12 protein-coding genes and 1 tRNA gene are annotated in these 17,182 nt (G+C 66.5%); 3 read left to right on the plus strand and 10 right to left on the minus strand.

The genetic code is table 11. The annotated features are described in order from the left end of the window. Nucleotides 1–217 precede the first annotated feature (217 nt). From ACZYW1_RS22280 to lipQ, 5 genes are all read right to left on the minus strand, one after another. On the minus strand, nt 218–2,224 hold the full coding sequence (locus tag ACZYW1_RS22280) for a bifunctional copper resistance protein CopD/cytochrome c oxidase assembly protein (RefSeq protein WP_463788620.1): 2,007 nt from the start codon (nt 2,222–2,224) through the stop codon (nt 218–220). Between the two features lie 24 nt (nt 2,225–2,248). After that, entirely contained in the window at nt 2,249–4,588 is a 2,340-nt protein-coding gene (locus tag ACZYW1_RS22285) for a glycerol-3-phosphate 1-O-acyltransferase (protein WP_463788621.1), read from the minus strand. After that, nucleotides 4,585–6,252 carry an HAD-IB family hydrolase gene (locus tag ACZYW1_RS22290; RefSeq protein ID WP_463788843.1) on the minus strand — a complete coding sequence of 556 codons (1,668 nt, stop codon included), beginning with the start codon at nt 6,250–6,252 and terminating at the stop codon, nt 4,585–4,587. Before ACZYW1_RS22290 ends, ACZYW1_RS22285 begins: the two co-directional genes overlap by 4 nt. A gap of 62 nt (nt 6,253–6,314) precedes the next feature. Continuing rightward, the gene (locus ACZYW1_RS22295) at nt 6,315–7,772 is read right to left on the minus strand and encodes a wax ester/triacylglycerol synthase family O-acyltransferase (RefSeq protein WP_463788622.1); all 1,458 of its coding nucleotides are present in this window, start codon (nt 7,770–7,772) and stop codon (nt 6,315–6,317) included. Between the two features lie 231 nt (nt 7,773–8,003). Beyond that, nucleotides 8,004–9,251, minus strand: a complete 1,248-nt coding sequence (gene lipQ / locus ACZYW1_RS22300; RefSeq protein WP_463788623.1) for an esterase LipQ — start codon at nt 9,249–9,251, stop codon at nt 8,004–8,006. Between the two features lie 187 nt (nt 9,252–9,438). On the opposite strand from lipQ, the gene ACZYW1_RS22305 reads away from it, so the two are divergent. After that, nucleotides 9,439–9,512: transfer RNA gene (locus ACZYW1_RS22305), tRNA-Arg, on the plus strand. A gap of 100 nt (nt 9,513–9,612) precedes the next feature. Further along, nucleotides 9,613–10,368 carry an enoyl-CoA hydratase gene (locus ACZYW1_RS22310; RefSeq protein WP_463788624.1) on the plus strand — a complete coding sequence of 252 codons (756 nt, stop codon included), beginning with the start codon at nt 9,613–9,615 and terminating at the stop codon, nt 10,366–10,368. 15 nt (nt 10,369–10,383) lie between these two features. Here ACZYW1_RS22310 and ACZYW1_RS22315 read toward each other — a convergent pair whose 3' ends face one another. From ACZYW1_RS22315 to ACZYW1_RS22335, 5 genes are read right to left on the minus strand one after another with little or no spacing between them, the layout of a single operon-like run. After that, a complete protein-coding gene (locus ACZYW1_RS22315) occupies nt 10,384–11,202 on the minus strand; it encodes an HpcH/HpaI aldolase/citrate lyase family protein (protein WP_463788625.1) in 819 nt (272 codons plus the stop codon). Further along, nucleotides 11,202–11,705, minus strand: coding sequence for a MaoC family dehydratase (locus tag ACZYW1_RS22320; protein WP_463788626.1), 504 nt, complete (start codon nt 11,703–11,705; stop codon nt 11,202–11,204). Before ACZYW1_RS22320 ends, ACZYW1_RS22315 begins: the two co-directional genes overlap by 1 nt. Continuing rightward, entirely contained in the window at nt 11,702–12,862 is a 1,161-nt protein-coding gene (locus ACZYW1_RS22325) for an acyl-CoA dehydrogenase family protein (RefSeq protein ID WP_463788627.1), read from the minus strand. Before ACZYW1_RS22325 ends, ACZYW1_RS22320 begins: the two co-directional genes overlap by 4 nt. Further along, nucleotides 12,859–14,850 carry an acetyl/propionyl/methylcrotonyl-CoA carboxylase subunit alpha gene (locus ACZYW1_RS22330; RefSeq protein WP_463788628.1) on the minus strand — a complete coding sequence of 664 codons (1,992 nt, stop codon included), beginning with the start codon at nt 14,848–14,850 and terminating at the stop codon, nt 12,859–12,861. Before ACZYW1_RS22330 ends, ACZYW1_RS22325 begins: the two co-directional genes overlap by 4 nt. Before the next feature lie 5 nt (nt 14,851–14,855). Next, the gene (locus ACZYW1_RS22335) at nt 14,856–16,406 is read right to left on the minus strand and encodes a carboxyl transferase domain-containing protein (RefSeq protein WP_463788629.1); all 1,551 of its coding nucleotides are present in this window, start codon (nt 16,404–16,406) and stop codon (nt 14,856–14,858) included. 81 nt (nt 16,407–16,487) lie between these two features. Between ACZYW1_RS22335 and ACZYW1_RS22340 the strand changes: the two genes are divergently transcribed. After that, nucleotides 16,488–17,123: an SACE_7040 family transcriptional regulator gene (locus ACZYW1_RS22340; protein WP_463788630.1), complete on the plus strand. Its 636-nt coding sequence runs from the start codon at nt 16,488–16,490 to the stop codon at nt 17,121–17,123. Nucleotides 17,124–17,182: the final 59 nt, after the last annotated feature.

Raw genomic sequence — 17,182 nt, forward strand, 5'->3', positions numbered from 1 at the left:
GTTCACCTTTCCTCGATGGCGACAACATCGCCGCCTGTGCTGACCCCATTCACCGTGAGGCCGCCGACATCGCGGCCGGTTCTCGCGACTGGTGCGGCGGAGGTGTGGACAAAGCCTCAGGTGTGGATGAACCGCCCGGCGGCTGCGGCCGGTAGTCGCGCCGAGGTGGGCGCGCACATTCGTGACCTGGACCGGCGAGGTGAATGTGGCGGCGGGCCTAGCGTTGCTCTGACGGGTCGCGGCGGGCCAACTCGGCGAGCATCGCGTTGTAGGCCACCAGGTCGGTGTCCTCGTCGCGATCGGCGGCGCGATCCAACCGACGTGCCGTGCGCTCGTCGCTGCGCGACCACTGCACCATCAACGCGATCATGACGACAGCCAACGGTATTTCGCCTGCCGCCCAAGCCATTCCGCCACCGAGGCGTTGGTCGCCCAGCAGGTCGGTGTGCCAGCTCAGGTGCAGCGCGCGGTAGAAGCTCCCGCCGAGCACGTTCTGCATGCTCATCAGGATGATCGCGAAGAAGGCGTGCAGCGGCAGCGAGGCGAACACCACCGCGACCTTCGCCAGCGGTGGAATCGGGCGCGGAGTCGGGTCGACACCGATGACAACCCAGTAGAACAGGTAGCCGCTGGCCAGGAAGTGCAGGTTCATCACCACGTGGCCGATGTGGCTGCCGACCGCGGCGTCGAACAAACCGCCCAGGTACAGCCCGTAGAACCCGGCGACGAACAACGCCGTCGCGACCACCGGGTTGGTCAGAAACTTCGAAATCCTGCTGTGCAGGGCGGCCAGCAGCCACTCCCGCATACCGGGCGGATCGCCCCGGCCGGCCGCCGGGAGCGCTCGCAACGCCAACCCGACCGGCCCGCCCAGCACCAGCAGGATCGGAACGAGCATCGACAGCATCATGTGCGCCGCCATGTGCATGCTGAACATCGCCGGCATGTATCGGCCCACCCCCGACGAAGTGACGAACAACAGCGTCAGGCAGCCCAGCAACCAGGACACCGTCCGGCCCATCGGCCACGCGTCACCGCGTCGGCGAAGCCGGCGCACCCCGGCCACATACAGCCCGGCGAACACGATCGCCGCGGTCCCGAAGATCAGGTCGAACCGCCAATCGACGAACACTCGCAGCAAGGTCAGCGGCCCGGCGAAGTCGTAGCCGATCTTGACGTCGGCGATCGAGGGAATGCCGATCGGCAGCGGCGGAGGCGGTGTGCGGCCCAGACCGACGGCGATGCCGAAGGTGAGGCCGAACAGCACCGCTTCGACCAGCGCAAGCCGGGTCAGCCTCGCGCGCGAGGCCGAATCTGATTGCAGCGCAACCACTCCCGCTCGACGTTGGCGCCAGCCGACGACACCGAGAAGGCACAGCGCCGCGAATTTGGCGACGACGAGTCGCCCGTATTCACTGGAAATCAGATCCGACGGGCGGATCCGCACCGCGGCGTTCACGACACCGCTGAGCGCCATCGCACCGAAGCACCACAGGGCGATCGTCGAAAATCGGCGCACGGCCAGGTCGGCATGCTGCCCACCGCGGACCACATGGGTCAACAGCGCCAGCAGACCGCCGGCCCACACGCTCCCGGCGACGAGGTGGATCAACAGGCTGTTGGTCGCCAGGTCGTGGGAACCGCCGGCCGACGAATGACCGGTGAGCCCGAGTGGGACCAACGTGACCAGCGAGCCGGCCAGCAGCAACGGCGTCCACGACCAGCGCAGCACCGGAAGGCTGGCCACCGTCAGCACCCCGGCCAGCAACGCGGTCCATCGCCAGGCCGCCGAGATGTTGATGATGCCGGCCAGCGACCACAAGCTCGCCGGATTCAGGTTCGCGGTGAATGGCTGACCCGAGACATCGGAGATGGTCAGCGGCACCAGAAGGGCTGCGCACACCGCCCACGCGCCGGCCGCCACCGTCCCGACCCGCAGCGCGCGATAGCCGTCCGCGTCCAGCACCCCGTTCTGCTGCGGCGGTACCAGGAAAGCAGCCATCAGGAAGGACCCGACCGCCACTACCGCTGCGACCTCCCCGGCGGCCCGGACGAACGGCAGCCCGATCGTGGTCACCGGACCCGGATCGGGCAATCCGGTGGCGGTCAGAGCGGCCGTCAACGAAAGCACCCCGATACCCGCGGCGGTGCAACCGGCCAGCGCCGCCACCGCGAAGAGCAGCGGCCATGCCGCGCGCCGGGTGGCGACCGCAGTACCCGTCATACCCAAAGAGTACGGGCGCGTTACCTATGCCTGGCTCGCACCGCGCGACTCGACCTCGCGGGCGACGAACTGGTTGCGCGCGATCTTCGCGACGTGATCGAAATCTTGCAGAATGGCCTGCAATTCGCGGCGGAAAGCGAGCCGTCGCTCGGCCAGGTCCGGACCGGGCTCGAGCAGATCCTGGTCGGCGACCACCTGTCGTGCGGTGTCGAACAGCAGCGTCGACACCGGCTCGCTGCTGCGCACCCGACCTTGCGCGACGTACTGCTTGCCGACTCCGAGCGCCAGCTGGGTGAGCTCCTTGGCGCCGATGTCGGCCGGGGCGTCGCGGAGCACATCGGCCACGATCTCATAGGCCTCGAAGAAGACCCTCAGCATCGCGTCCGACATCAACGGCCGCTTGGCCCAGAGCACCGCGTCGATCTCCGCCGGGCCGGCGGCGACCTGCGCTTCCCACCCCTCGTTCCACGCCATCTCATCGGCGATGTTCTGGCGGAACGAGGCCGAATCCGCGAAGTAGAAATCGAATTTCAGCAAGTCGCGCAGACGCATTGCTTGAGTCCAGAACGCGTCGAGCCGATTCCCGTCTACCCGGGCGGCGTAAGCCAGTGCCAGCTCAACGATCACGGTTTCCAGGAACGCGTGGATCACCGAGTTGCGGTAGAACGCAGCGGTGTGTTCGTTCTCTGGAGCAATACGCCACACGGGTTCGCGGCCGCTGTCCACGCGGGTGATCGGATGGCCGTTGGACAGTGAATCGACCGCCGCCCGAACACCTTCCGGTGTGCGCAGCCGTAGCGCGCTGGTCGACATCGGCGTGTTCTTGCGTTCGAGATAGTCCAGGGAGTCCTGCAGCGTGTGGTGCAACTGAGTGAGCGTCAACGCCAAACCGTGCGTGGTGAGCAGCAGCGCCGACACCAGGCCGGTCGCATTGACCGGGGTGGACTGCAGGATCCGCCATGCAACCTCGAACGACATCTTCTGCAGCGCAAGTCGTTTGGCCGGTTCGTCGTCGGCGATGCCGCCGTGGCACGGGCCGAGATACTCACGCATCGAGACAGCCTCGGGAAAGCGGACGTAGATCTTGCCGTAGTTCCGTTCGCCCTGGGCCTTGATGAACTTGTACATCCAGCTCAAACCCTCGGCACGTTTTTCACCGCCTCGGGCATAGGCGGCGTATTCGGCCGTCTCGTGTAACTGATCGAAACTGATCGAGACTCCTTGCAGCAGAATGTCATCGCTGCGACCATCCAGATAGGCGTCGGCCACATAGCTCATCAACCCGAGCTTGGGCGGCAACATCTTCCCGGTACGTGACCGGGTTCCCTCGATCGACCAGCTCAGGTTGAACCGCTTCTCCACCACGTAGCCGACGTACTCCTTGAGCACGTACTTGTACACCGGGTCATTACCGATGTTGCGGCGGATGAAGATGGTCCCGGCCCGACGCAGCAGCGGTCCCATGACGCCGAAAGCCAGGTTCACCCCGGCGAATACGTGTACCGGCGGCAGCCGGTTCTCCTGCATCGCCACCGGCATGACCGCGCCGTCGATGTAGGACCGGTGCGAGAACAGCAATACCGCCGGATGGGCTTCCAGCGCGGTGCGAAGCGCCGCGACTTGGTACTCGTCGTAGTCGATTTCACGATCGAAGCCCCGGCTGAACATCCTGCCGAGGACGGAGACCAGGTCGACCGACACCCGGCTCCACCCGGTGGCGAGCTCATCGAGCATCTCTCCGGCTTTTTCGAGGTCGGCGCCGGGAATCTTCTCCAACCCGGCGCGAAATCGCGCGGACGCCATGATCTCCGGGCGTACCAGGCGCGGTGACTTGTACTGCGGTCCGAGGATTCGGTACTCGGCACGCTCCATGGCCAACAGCGCGCGGCGGGTGACGAAATGCGCGAACTCACGCGGGTTGTCCCCCACGGTGATGTCGCGCCACTGCTGCCGGAGTTCGGAGACTCTGGCCGATTCACCGGCCACGACCTGGGCTCGCGAGCGGTCGGATCGAAGAATGTGCCGTTGCCGACGTTCGCTGGGCTGGTAGGGATTCCAGCCCGGCAGCAGTGCCGATACCCGGTTCAGAGCGGTCGCGTCAGCCCGGGGCATCCAGAAGACCCGCACCGGAACGATCGAGCGGTCCTCGTCCAGTTCGAGCTGCTCGACGAGTTGCGCCAGCTCGCCGGGCGACGGGTCCTGATCGGGCAGCGCCAGCACCTCGAGCTTGGTCTCCGGGTGACGGTCCCGTTGTTGGTCGAGCCAGGTGGCCAGCAACTCCGACTCGAGCGGTGACGACGCCGACGCCAGCACCAGGGTGCTGCGGCCGGAGCTCAGCGAGCCGTTGCCGGCGTCGGCGGTCACGACCGGCCCTTCGGCCGTGGCGAATCTGGTTGCGCCGTGGTCGCCTTGGATGGCGCCGCCTTCTTGGCCGGGGCTTTCTTGGCCGCAGCCTTCTTGGCCGGGGTCTTCTTGGCCGCCGTCTTCTTGGCCGGGGTCTTCTTCGCCGGCGCGGCTTTCTTTGCGGGGGCGGACTTCTTGGCCGGGGTCTTTTTGGCCGCCGCCTTCTTCGCGGGCACGGCTTTGCGCGCCGGCCCGCTTCGGTAGACGTCGTGATCGGGAAGCTCGTCTTCCGGCCAGTTGGCCAACGTGTCCAGGTAGAGCTGGCGAACGCCGGCAATCCGATCCGAGAGCGTCTCCACCGTCCAGTCGGCGACCGAAATCGGCGGGAAGACGGCGACATCCACCGTTCCGGGATTCATGGTGGTGGAATTGCGCGCGGCGATGATCTCCGCGTTGCGGATGACGATCGGTACGATCGGTATCCCCACCGCCATCGCCATCCGGAACGGACCCTTCTTGAACGGACCGACGGTGGTGGTGTCCAGTCGGGTTCCCTCGGGTGCGATCATGATCGAAAGCCCCTGCCGGGCACGCTCTTCCACCTGATGCAACGACTCGACCGCTGCGGCCGGGTTGTCGCGGTCGATGAACACCGAGTCGAGGACCTTGCCGAGCGTGCCCATGATCGGGTCGCTCTCCAGCTCCTTCTTGCCGACGGCGACCCAGTTGTCGCGGATCAGCGCGCCGACGATGACGGGATCGGCCTGGTTTCGATGGTTGAAGATGAACACCGCCGGACGCTCCGCGGTCAGATTCTCCCTACCCAGGATGTTCAGCTCGACACCGCTGGCGGTCAACAGCATCTGCGACCACGTCGATGTGAAGAAGTTGACTCCGCGCCGTCGGCTGCGAGTCAGCAGGCCGATCCCGAGCGCTCCGGCGGCCACCGGAAGCACCGACCCGACGCCGGCCAGAGTGCGCAACTGCGCGGTGATCCCCCCGCCGCTGCGACTGCTGAACCGCAGAATCGGCCATCCGCGCCGCTTGGCGACCGCGGCCATCTTGCCTTCGGGGTTGGTCGGCCGCGGATTGCCGACCAGATACATCAGCGCGACGTCCTCGTCGCCGTCGGCGTAGAAGTAGCTGTCTTTGAGGTCAATTCCGTTCTCGCCGGCGAACTTCTGGACCGCGGCGGCTTTGCCTGGCCCCCACAGGATCGGAGCGACCACGTTACCGGTCAAGACGCCGTCGTCGTCGGTCTCGAATTTGTTGGTCAGCGTGTTGAGGATGCCGAGGAAGGCGGCCACCGGCGCGACCTGAATGGTCAGCGCCGATGAACTGAGCACCACGGTGTGTCCGCGGGCCAGGTGAGCCCGGACCAGTTCACGCATCTCGGGATAGACACGGGACTCGATGCGCTGGACGAACAGCCGCTCGCCGATCTCCTCCAAATCGCTGAGCATGCGGCCACGTAACGCCGCGGACGCCTTGCCGATCAGCTCTTCGAATTCGATCCGTCCGAGCTGGTGATTGAGGCCGGCGGTGACCATGCTGATCAGTTCGCCGACGCCCATGTCGCGGCGGCGCAGGCGTTCCTGGGTGAGGATGACGGCGGTGAAGCCCGCCACCAAAGTCCCGTCCAGATCAAAGAACGCGCCGACCTTCGGTCCCGGTGGGCTCGCCATGATCTCGGCGACCGATCCCGGTAGCCGCAGATCGCGCGCGGAACGATCCACGTTGTCAGTGGTCACTTCGCGCCCTCCGATTCCTCTGCCGCGAACGACGACGGCACCGCCTGCGGGACAGGATCGCCTGCCAACGCCAGGATTTCGTTGAAGCCGTCCAGCAGGCAACGGGCCCACAGCGCCTCGTCACGAACAGCAGCCCGGTCGTAGCGCGTCGTGATGGTGCAGTAGCCGCCACGCGAGATCAGCACGACCATCATCCCGACGCCGGGCAATGGACCGATACCGTACTGCCGCAACACCTTTGCTCCGGCGATGAAAGTATCGCCGGGGTACACCGGCACATTGCTGGCCTGTACGTCCGAGCCCACCACCGATCCGGTCATGGATTCCAGCAGCGGCCCGGGCAGAACGCTCAAAACCGGCGCGATAGAACCGATGATGTCCATCGCGGGCTCGTCCCGCCGCTGGGTCATCTGCAATCGGATCTTCTGCATGCGCGTCACCGGATCTTTGGTGCCGACCGGAGCCGCCAAATTCACCCCGGTGAAACGATTTCCGCCGGCCGCGTCGGATTCCGCCCGCAGACTGACCGGCACCGCCATCGGCAGCGTCGAAATCGGCACCCCGAGCGCCTCGTGGTAGCGGCCCAAAGCGCCCGACAGGCCGGCCAGGTAAGCGTCGTTGATCGAGCCGCCACCGGCTTTCGCGGCGCGACGTAGATCCGACAGCGGGATGTCGATCGCTTCGCTTCGCGTCGCCAGGCTGCGGCGGCGAAGCAGCGGCGACGGCTCGGCGGCCCGGCCGACCACCCGCGCCCCGGAGCGGGCGTAGCTCAGAACGCCCGACAACGCGGCGCTCGGGCGGGAAACCGCCCGCCCGACTACCGAGGCCGCGCCCCACAGCGCGCCGCCCGCACCTTTCGCCACCGTGAGCGGCAACCGGTTGAAACCCTCGCGCATGAGGTCGTTCGCCGTCAGGTCCTGCGGAATCGGCTGGTCAGGTGTCGGCTGCGACGGTGGGTCGCGCTCGAGGTCGTAGATGTGGGCGAACATCTCCACGCTGCCGACTCCGTCGGTGACGGCGTGCGAGAGATGCAGCAACGTCGCGGCTTTGCCGTCCTGTAGTCCCTCGATGAGGGTCGCGGTCCACAGCGGCCGGGCGATGTCCAACGGCGATTGCAGCGTCAACTCCGCGAGGTCGAACACGTGCCGCAGCGATCCCGGTTCGGTGACCCGGAGTCTGCGGACGTGGTAGTCGAGGTTGAAATCGGGGTCGACGACCCAGCGCGGCGACGCCGTCGGCAACGTCGGCACGACCACCTTCTGCCGCAGCCTCAACGCTTTCCTCGAGGCATAGTCGAAGCGAGTGCGGAACCGGTCCCAATCCGGGGTGCGGTCCAGGATCTCCAGCGCCATGATTCCCGAGCGAGTCCGGGGGTTGGCCTCCCCGCGATGTAAGAGGTAATCGACTGGTCCCAGCGCCGTGGGCAACCCGGCTGCGTCGACCTGATCAGCCATTGACCGCTCCCCGCGTCAACGCTGCCATCGCCACTGAGACCTCCCGTTTCGACTGGGCCGCGCACCCCGTCCCGGGACGCTGCAGGCAAACTCCAAACTAGTCCGGTTGGCGCGGCAGTGGTAGCCGATTGTGCGGATCGGAACGCGACATCGGACACGTCTCAGGTGGCGTGCGAATCATCCTGTTGTGCTTCCGAATTCGAACCGAGCAAATGCTCGGGCGCCGGCCGCCTAGCCGGTCGATACGGCGCGTTGGTCCAGAGCGCCGGCGTGCGACCGGGCATGTTGTCCGTAGACCACACCCAGGAAGTCGGCGACCGCGTCGGCCGCCAGCCGTGACCGGACCGTGGCGAACAAATCGAAAGCGTGGTGCGCATTGGGCAATTCGGCGTAGCCGACGGTGGCGGCACCGGCTTTGCGGAGCGCACCGCAGAAGGACCGCGCCTGCACATTCGGGATCACCGAATCGTTTTCGCCGTGCAGGACGAAAAATGGCGGCGCATCCCGGTGGACGTGCGCGATCGGCGAGGCCGACTCGAAAAGCTCCGGACTGTCGGCGTATTGCTCTTTCATGACGAAGAGCTCTAGAAACGCCATCATCATGTCGTGCATTTTCGCCGGGTCGGTCAGGTCGTAGACGCCGTAGTAGGGCGCGGCGGCCTGAACGGTCGTATCGGCATCCTCGAAGCCGGGCTGTAGCCGTGGATCGTTGGCGGTGAGCGCGACCAGCGCAGCCAGGTGGCCTCCGGCGGAGCCGCCCGTGACGGCGATGAAGTCGGGATCGCCACCGTAATCGGCGATGTTCTCCCGAACCCAGGCCAGAGCGCGCTTGACGTCGACGATGTGCGCGGGCCACGCGTTGCGCGGGCTCTTGCTGTAATCGATCGAGACGCAGACCCAGCCGAGCTCGGTCATCCGGCCCATCAGCGGATAGCCTTGCGGCCGTCTGCCGTTGACGGTCCATGCGCCACCGGGAATCTGCAGGAGCACGGGTGCCCGATCGCCGGCCTTGACGTCCCGATGGCGCCAGATGTCCAGCATGTTGTCGCGGGCATTGGGGCCGTAGACGATGTCGGAGGTCTGCGCCGCGTAGCGGCGGTGACCACCGGCGGAGTGCCGCATGCCGCCCCGACGCTGCGGACGGTCGCTGATCGGATGCCGAACCGTGTCGCGGTAGTCGGCGCCGAACGCGTCGTGCAGCGCGTCGGTGAGGACCCGGTCGGCGCGCTGTGCCGCCCAACTCGTCGCCACCTTCGACAGCGGCGTCACACCGGACAGTGCGTGCCCCGTGACGACGTGCGGGGGGAATTCCGTCGACAGCCATCCCGCCAGGAAGCTGGCCACCGTTGGCGAGCCGCGCAGCAGCAGTGAACCGGTGCGATACGCACCGATCGGCCCGGAGGCGAGCTGTGCGCCGTGGCGCAGCATCTCGGCACATGCGCGCGAGTATCGCGTCCTGACATCGAAGGCAACGGTCATGCCCTGCCACTCCTCATCGTTGAGCACACGCGTTGGCTGGCGCGGAATGACCGTCGGCAGCGTTCGTGTGTGGCGGGCCTCACACTAGCCCAGTAACTCGTCCCGCCAAGGCACGGTGCTCCGGCGTTGCGGCGCGGGTATACCCACTTTCTGGTTTGGCTACACTGACCTGGCTTTGAAGTCCTCGGCCCCCGTAGCTCAGCTGGATAGAGCACATGACTTCTAATCTTGTGGTCGCAGGTTCGAATCCTGCCGGGGGTGCAGCTCAAGCGGGTGCCATTGTGACCCGTGTGATTCCTGTGGCTCATGTCCTCCGACGGCGCACGACGTGCCGTCGCCGGCGAATCAGCGGAGGTAACCGATGGTCCACGACCTGGTCCTGTACAGCGTCGATCAGCACGTCGCGCTGATCACCATCAACGATCCGGACCGGCGCAATGCCGTCACCGGCGAATCGTCGGCGCAGTTGCGCGCGGCCGTCGAGCGCGCGGAAGCCGATTCCGGGGTGCACGCGGTTGTCGTCACCGGCGCCGGCAAGGCGTTCTGCGCCGGGGCCGACCTCAGTGCCCTCGGCAGTGCCGCCGAGGAAGGATTACGGCAGCTCTACGACGGGTTCATGGCGGTCGGCCAATGCACGCTGCCGACCATCGCCGCCGTCAACGGACCGGCTGTGGGCGCCGGGCTGAACTTGGCGCTGGCCGCAGATGTGCGTATCGCCGGTCCCAATGCGCTGTTCGACGCTCGTTTTCAGAAGCTCGGTATTCATCCCGGCGGTGGCGCCACCTGGATGCTGCAGCGCGGTGTCGGACCTCAGGTAGCCCGCGCCGCCCTGCTCTTCGGCATGCGTTTCGACGCCGAATCGGCTGTGCGACATGGTCTTGCGCTCAGCATCGCCCAGGACCCCGTCGCGGCGGCCCTGGAACTGGCGGCCGGCCCGGCGGCCGCGCCGCGTGAGGTGGTACTGGCCACCAAGGCAACCATGCGCGCCACCGCGAGCCCGGGTTCGGTCGACATCGAACTCCACGAACAGGCCAAGAACACCGAACTCGGCCCGCAGGCCCGCTCCATTCAGTCGCCGGAGTTCGCTGCGCGACTCGCCGCGGCCAAACGTAAATAGCCGCAACCGAACTCGTCAGGAACCGGCTTCGCCTGCCAGGTGCACGATCCGCTCGGCTCGACGCAACACCGGCGCGTCGACCATGTGACCTTCGAATGCGAAGACACCGCGCTCGTGACTTGCTGCGGCCAAAACATCGCGTGCCCAATGCACTTCGTCGGGTGACGGGGCGTAGCCGGCCCGGATGACCGGCACCTGGCTCGGGTGGATCGCGACTTTGGCGTCGAAGCCGACCGCAACCGCGTCATCGACCTCGCCGCGCAACCCGTCGAGGTTCTTGATGTCGAGGTACACCGAATCGAGAGCGACGCGTCCGTAGGCCTTCGCCGCCAACAGCGACTGCGAGCGGACATGTCGCGCGACTTCCCGGTAACTGCCGTCGGGGTAACGGTTGGCCGTGCCGCCGAGGACGGCGAACAGATCCTCAGCGCCCCACATCACGGCGATCGCGTTGTCCACCTGAACGGTCTCGGTGACCATCAGGGCGCCCAGCGGAGATTCGACCAGGACGATGACATTCAGCGGCGCCAGAGCGCTGACCTGTTCGACCGCTTCGCATTTCGGCAACATGACGGTGTCGTACGGCGTGTTCTTCAGTGCCTGCAGGTCGAGTTCCTGGTCTTCGGTGCCGAACTGGTTGACACGCACCACGGTTCGCGACGGATCCAGCGGGACGTCGACCAACGCCTGACGGGCGGCGGGCCGGTCGGCGGCCGCGCAGCCGTCCTCGAGGTCGAGGATCACGACATCGGCTGCGGCCGCGGCCTTCTGGTAGCGCTCATGGCGATCAGCCGGGCAGAACAGCCATGCCGGGCCGGGATTGCTCAGCGCCATCAGGCCTGCCCTTTTCCGGCCCCGTGGGCCTGCTTTCGCACCATGGTTTTGCGGTGAGCGGTCGCGACGACATCGCCGTGCTGGTTGCGGCCGGTGTGCGCGAACGTGACGATGCCTTCGCCCGGTCGGCTCTTCGATTCCCGCTTCTCGACGATGATCGTTTCGGCGTACAGGGTGTCACCGTGGAAAAGTGGCTTGGGAAAGGCGATTTCAGAAAAACCGAGGTTACCGACGATGGTGCCCTGGGTCAGCTGAGCAACCGACAGACCGACCAGGGTCGAGAGCGTGAACATCGAGTTGACCAGCCGCTGGTTGAACGGTGGCAGCGCGTCGGAAAACGCGGCGTCGAGGTGCAGCGCCTGGGTGTTCATCGTCAGGGTGGTGAACAACACGTTGTCGGCCTCGGTGATGGTGCGGCCCGGCCGATGCAGATAGCGCACCCCGGTTTCGAACTCCTCGAACCACAGGCCACGCTGAACTACCTCGCGGAATTCTTCGGTCACAACCCCACCTCGCGGGCGATCAACATCAGCTGCACCTCTGTGGTCCCCTCACCGATCTCGAGAATCTTGCTGTCCCGGTAATGCCGGGCCACGGTGAATTCATTCATAAAGCCGTAGCCACCATGCACCTGGGTGGCGTCTCGGGCGTTGTCCATGGCCGCCTCGCTGGCGACCAGCTTGGCGATCGCAGCCTGTTTTTTGAATGGCTTGCCGGCCAGCATCAGGGCCGCGGCGTCGTAGTAGGCCGTGCGGGCAGTGTGAGCGCGAGCCTCCATCCGGGCGATCGTGAACGCGATGGATTGGTACCGACCGATCGCCTGCCCGAACGCTTCGCGCTCGCGCGCGTACTTGACGCTCTCGTCGACACAGCCCTGTGCGACGCCGGTGGCCAACGCCGCGATCGCGATGCGGCCCTCGTCGAGAATCCGCAGAAAGTTCGCGTAGCCGCGGCCACGCTCACCCAGCAGGTTCTGCTCTGGCACCCGGACGTCGTCGAAGCTCAGTGGGTGGGTGTCGGAGGCATTCCAGCCGACCTTGTCGTATGCCGGTTCGACGGTGAACCCCGCCGTGGGCACGGGAATCAGGATCGACGAGATCTCTTTCTTGCCGTCCCGCTCCCCGGTCACAGCGGTGACCGTGACGAGTTTGGTGATGTCGGTGCCTGAGTTGGTGATGAACTGCTTGGAGCCGTTGATCACCCAGTTGCCGTCGTCCAGTTGCGCGGTCGTCTTGGTCGCACCCGCATCGGTGCCACCGCCGGGCTCGGTCAGACCGAAGGCACCCAACGCGGCACCACTTGCCAACTGCGGCAACCATTCCTGCTTCTGAGCGTCGCTGCCGAATCGGTAGACGGGCATCGCGCCCAGCGAAACACCGGCCTCGAGGGTGATGGCCACGCTCTGGTCGACCTTGCCCAACTCCTCCAGCGCCAGGCACAGGGCGAAGTAATCGCCGCCCATGCCACCCCACTCTTCCGGGAAGGGCAGACCGAACAGGCCCATCTCGGCCATGCCGGCCACCACTTCATAGGGGAAGGAGTGCTCGGCGTCGTGCTTCGCCGCGACCGGGGCAACCACGGTTTGAGCGAAGTCGCGGACCGTCTTGGCCAGCTGTTGATACTCGTCCGGAAGCGTTCCGGTCGACAGAAAGTCACTCATGCGTTGCTGTCCTCTACCTGGATTCGGGCCAGCGGCTGGCCCACTTTCACCTGATCGCCAACGGCGACAAGAAGTTCGACCACACCGTCGACGGGCGCAGTCAGCGCGTGCTCCATCTTCATCGCCTCGACCGTGACAACGACGGTGCCCGCCGTGACGCCGGCGCCGTCGTCGACGCCGACCGCGACGACCGATCCGGGCATCGGACTGGTCAGCTCGGCGTCACCGCTGTGTACCTCGTCTTCGCGGACCGATGCCTCGCGCACCTCTTCGAGCACCCCGACGGCGCCGTCACCGGCCAGCCAGATCTTGCCGTCCTGAACGGCGACGGTGTAGATGACGCGCAGTCCGTCCAGCGTCACCGCCAGTTGGCCCTCCACCAAAGCGGCCCGCAGCGAACGTGATTCACCGTCCTCGATCCGAACTTGGGCGCCCTCTGGCCCACCGACGATATGGACGTGGTCGACGCGATCGCCCGCCCGCAGCCGGATGCTCACCGGCGCGTGGCGGCCGACCCGCCAGCCCGACGGCACCGCCCACAAGTCGGCGCCCGGCGCGGGGAACCGGCTCAGCCAGCGCAATGCGGCCGCGGCGATGAACTGGTCGTCGGAGGCAGCTCGGGCGCGGAAGTCACCGGCGCGGCGATCCAGCAGACCCGTGTCGAGGCGGCCCGCAACCACATCCGGGTCTGCCAGCAGAAAGCGAACGAATTCGATGTTGGTCACCACGCCGAGCACCGCCGTATCGGCCAGCGCCCGATCCAGCGTGCGCAACGCAGCGGCCCGATCTTCGCCGTAGCCAATGACTTTCGCCAGCATCGGATCGTAGTCGCTTCCGACGGCCATACCGGCGGACAGTCCCGAGTCGATCCGCACCCCGGCCGCGTCCGACTCGGTCACCGCGAGGACGTCGCCGCCGGTGGGCAGGAAGCCGTTCGCTGGATCCTCGGCATAGATGCGCGCCTCGATGGCGTGACCGTGCAGGGCAATCTCGGACTGCTCGACCGTGAGCTGCTCCCCCGCGGCGATCCGGACCTGCCACTCGACCAGGTCCCAGCCGGTGACCAGTTCGGTCACGGGATGCTCGACCTGCAGGCGGGTGTTCATCTCCATGAAGAAGAACTCGTCGGGCCGGTCGGCCGAGACGATGAACTCCACGGTGCCGGCGCCGGCGTAGTCCACGCTGCGCGCGGTGTCGCATGCGGCGGCGCCGATCCGGGCCCGGGTCTCGGCATCGAGCAGCGGGGACGGGGCCTCTTCGACGACCTTTTGGTGCCGGCGCTGCAGGCTGCATTCCCGCTCACCGAAGTGCACGACGTTGCCGTGTCCGTCGGCCAGCACCTGGACCTCGATATGCCTGGGCCGCAGCACGAATCGCTCCAAGAACAGCGTGTCGTCGCCGAAAGCGGCGGCGGCCTCGCGCCGGGCACTGAGCAGCGCCGCCGCGAGGTCGGCCGGTCGCTCGACCATGCGCATGCCCTTGCCTCCGCCACCCGCGGACGGCTTGACCAGAACCGGGTATCCGATTTCCTCGGCCGCCGCGATCAGGTCGTCGTCGCTGAGCCCGGGCCGGGCGAGGCCGGGAACCACCGGTACGCCGAAGGCGGACACCGTCGCCTTGGCGGCGATTTTGTCGCCCATCGTGTGAATAGCGCCGACCGGCGGCCCGATGAACGCGATACCGGCTGCCGCCAGCGCGGCCGCGAAATCGGCATTCTCCGAAAGGAACCCATAGCCGGGATGAACGGCGTCAGCGCCGGTGCGTACGGCCGCGTCGACGATCGCAGAGATATTCAGGTAGCTCTCGCGCGCCGCGGCCGGACCGATGTTGATCGCGACGTCGGCCTCGGCGACATGGCGTGCGTCGACATCGGCATCGCTGTAGACCGCCACCGATCGAATGCCCATCGCCCGGAGCGTGCGGATCACGCGCACGGCGATCTCGCCGCGGTTGGCAATCAGAACGGTTCGCAATTCTTTGACACCCATCGCACTCACATCCGGAAGACGCCGTAGGAGACCGGCTCGACCGGCGCGGTGGACGTCACTGAAAGCGCAAGCCCTACAACTGTTCTGGTGTCGGCGGGGTCGATGACGCCGTCGTCCCAGAGCCGGGCCGTCGAGTAGTACGGGTTCCCCTGCTGCTCGTACTGGGCGCGGATCGGAGCCTTCAGCGCCTCTTCCTCGTCGGCGGTCATCTCTCCGCGCACCGTCGCGAGCACCGACGCCGCCTGCTCACCGCCCATCACGGAGATCCGCGCGTTCGGCCACATCCACAGAAAGCGCGGCGAATAGGCCCGCCCACACATCGAATAGTTGCCGGCACCGTAGGACCCGCCGATCACGACGGTGAGCTTGGGCACCCGCGCACACGCCACCGCGGTCACCATTTTCGCGCCGTGTTTGGCGATCCCGCCCGCCTCGTATTCGCGGCCGACCATGAACCCCGAGATGTTCTGCAGAAACAGCAGCGGCACCATCCGCTTGTCACACAATTCGATGAAATGTGCACCCTTGACCGCGGATTCGGAGAACAAGACACCGTTGTTGGCCACGATGCCGACCGGATGGCCATGAATGTGGGCGAACCCGGTGACCAGCGTGCTGCCGTATTCGGCTTTGAATTCCGCGAATTCGCCGCCGTCGACGATCCGGTGGATGACGTTGTGCACGTCGTAGGGAATCCGCGGGTCGACGGGGACGACGTCATACAACTCCGACTGTTCGGCGATCGGGTCCACGGTGGGCACGATGTCCCAGATCGGTCGTTCGCGCGGTCCCAGCGTCGATACGATGCGCCGCACGATCCGCAACGCGTCGCGGTCGTCCTGAGCGAGGTGATCGGTGACACCCGAGGTCTTCGAATGTAGCTCTCCGCCACCGAGATCCTCGGCCGAGACGACTTCGCCCGTCGCGGCTTTGACCAGTGGCGGGCCCCCGAGAAAAATGGTGCCCTGATTGCGGACGATCACGGCCTCGTCGCTCATCGCCGGAACGTAAGCCCCACCGGCGGTGCAGGATCCGAGCACCGCGGCGATCTGAGGTATTCCCCGGGCACTGAGATTGGCTTGGTTGTAGAAGATCCGGCCGAAATGATCGCGGTCCGGGAAGACTTCGTCCTGGCGGGGTAGGAACGCGCCGCCGGAGTCGACCAGATAGATGCAGGGCAGCCGATTCTGTGTCGCGATCTCCTGGGCACGCAGATGCTTCTTGACCGTAATCGGGTAGTAGGTACCGCCTTTGACGGTCGCGTCATTGGCGACGATCATGCATTCGCGACCAGAGATCCGGCCGATTCCGGTGATGATTCCGGCGCCCGGACACTCGTCGTCGTACATGCCGTCGGCAGCCAACGGTGCGATCTCGAGCAGTGGGCTTCCGGGATCGAGCAGTCCGTCGACGCGATCGCGCGGCAGCAACTTGCCGCGATCGACATGGCGAGCGCGTGATTTCTCCGGGCCGCCCAGCGCAGCGGTCGCGAGCTTGCCGCGCAACTCCTCGACGAGGGTTGTGTGCGCCGTGCGGTTTTCGGCCGGTGAGGTCATCGGGTACACGCCATTTTCGGTTAATGGTCACTAACTCGTGTTATGTTAGTGGCCATTAACCGAACTGTCCAGGGAGGCTGGATGGCCGCATCCGCCCCGGCCGAGCGTGGTCCAGAGCCACCAGCGCCCAACCCCCGCAGTCGGCGCAAATCGGATCGCCGGCTGCAGCTTCTGGCCGCCGCCGAGCGGCTCTTCGCCGAGCGGGGTTTCCTGGCGGTGCGACTCGAGGACATCGGCGCAGTGGCCGGCGTCAGCGGGCCGGCGATCTATCGGCACTTCCCCAACAAAGAGTCGTTACTGGTCGAGCTGTTGGTGGGGATCAGTACCCGGCTGCTGGCGGGCGCTCGTGAGGTCGGGTCGAGGGAGTCAGCAGACGCCTCTGCAGCGTTGGACGGGCTGATCGACTTCCACCTCGATTTCGCGCTGACCGAGCCCGACCTGATCCGGATTCAGGACCGCGACCTGGCATATCTGCCGGCCGCGGCCGAGCGGCAGGTGCGACGGGCTCAGCGCCAATACGTGGAGGTATGGGTGGGCGTCCTGCGCCGACTCGAACCGGGGCTCGCCGAATCCGACGCCCGGTTGATGGCGCACGCCGTGTTCGGACTGCTCAACTCCACGCCGCACAGCCTCAAGGCCGACGGCGCCGCACGGTCCCGTTCGGTGATGCGGGCGATGACGGTCGCCGCCCTGACCATCGGCGCACCGCCCGGATAGCGCTGCGTTCGGTGGTCTCTGGCGGTGCGTCGGCGCTGTTCATCGATTGTTTCGGCGCC

The organism is Mycobacterium sp. IDUB_36 (genome assembly GCF_055419225.1).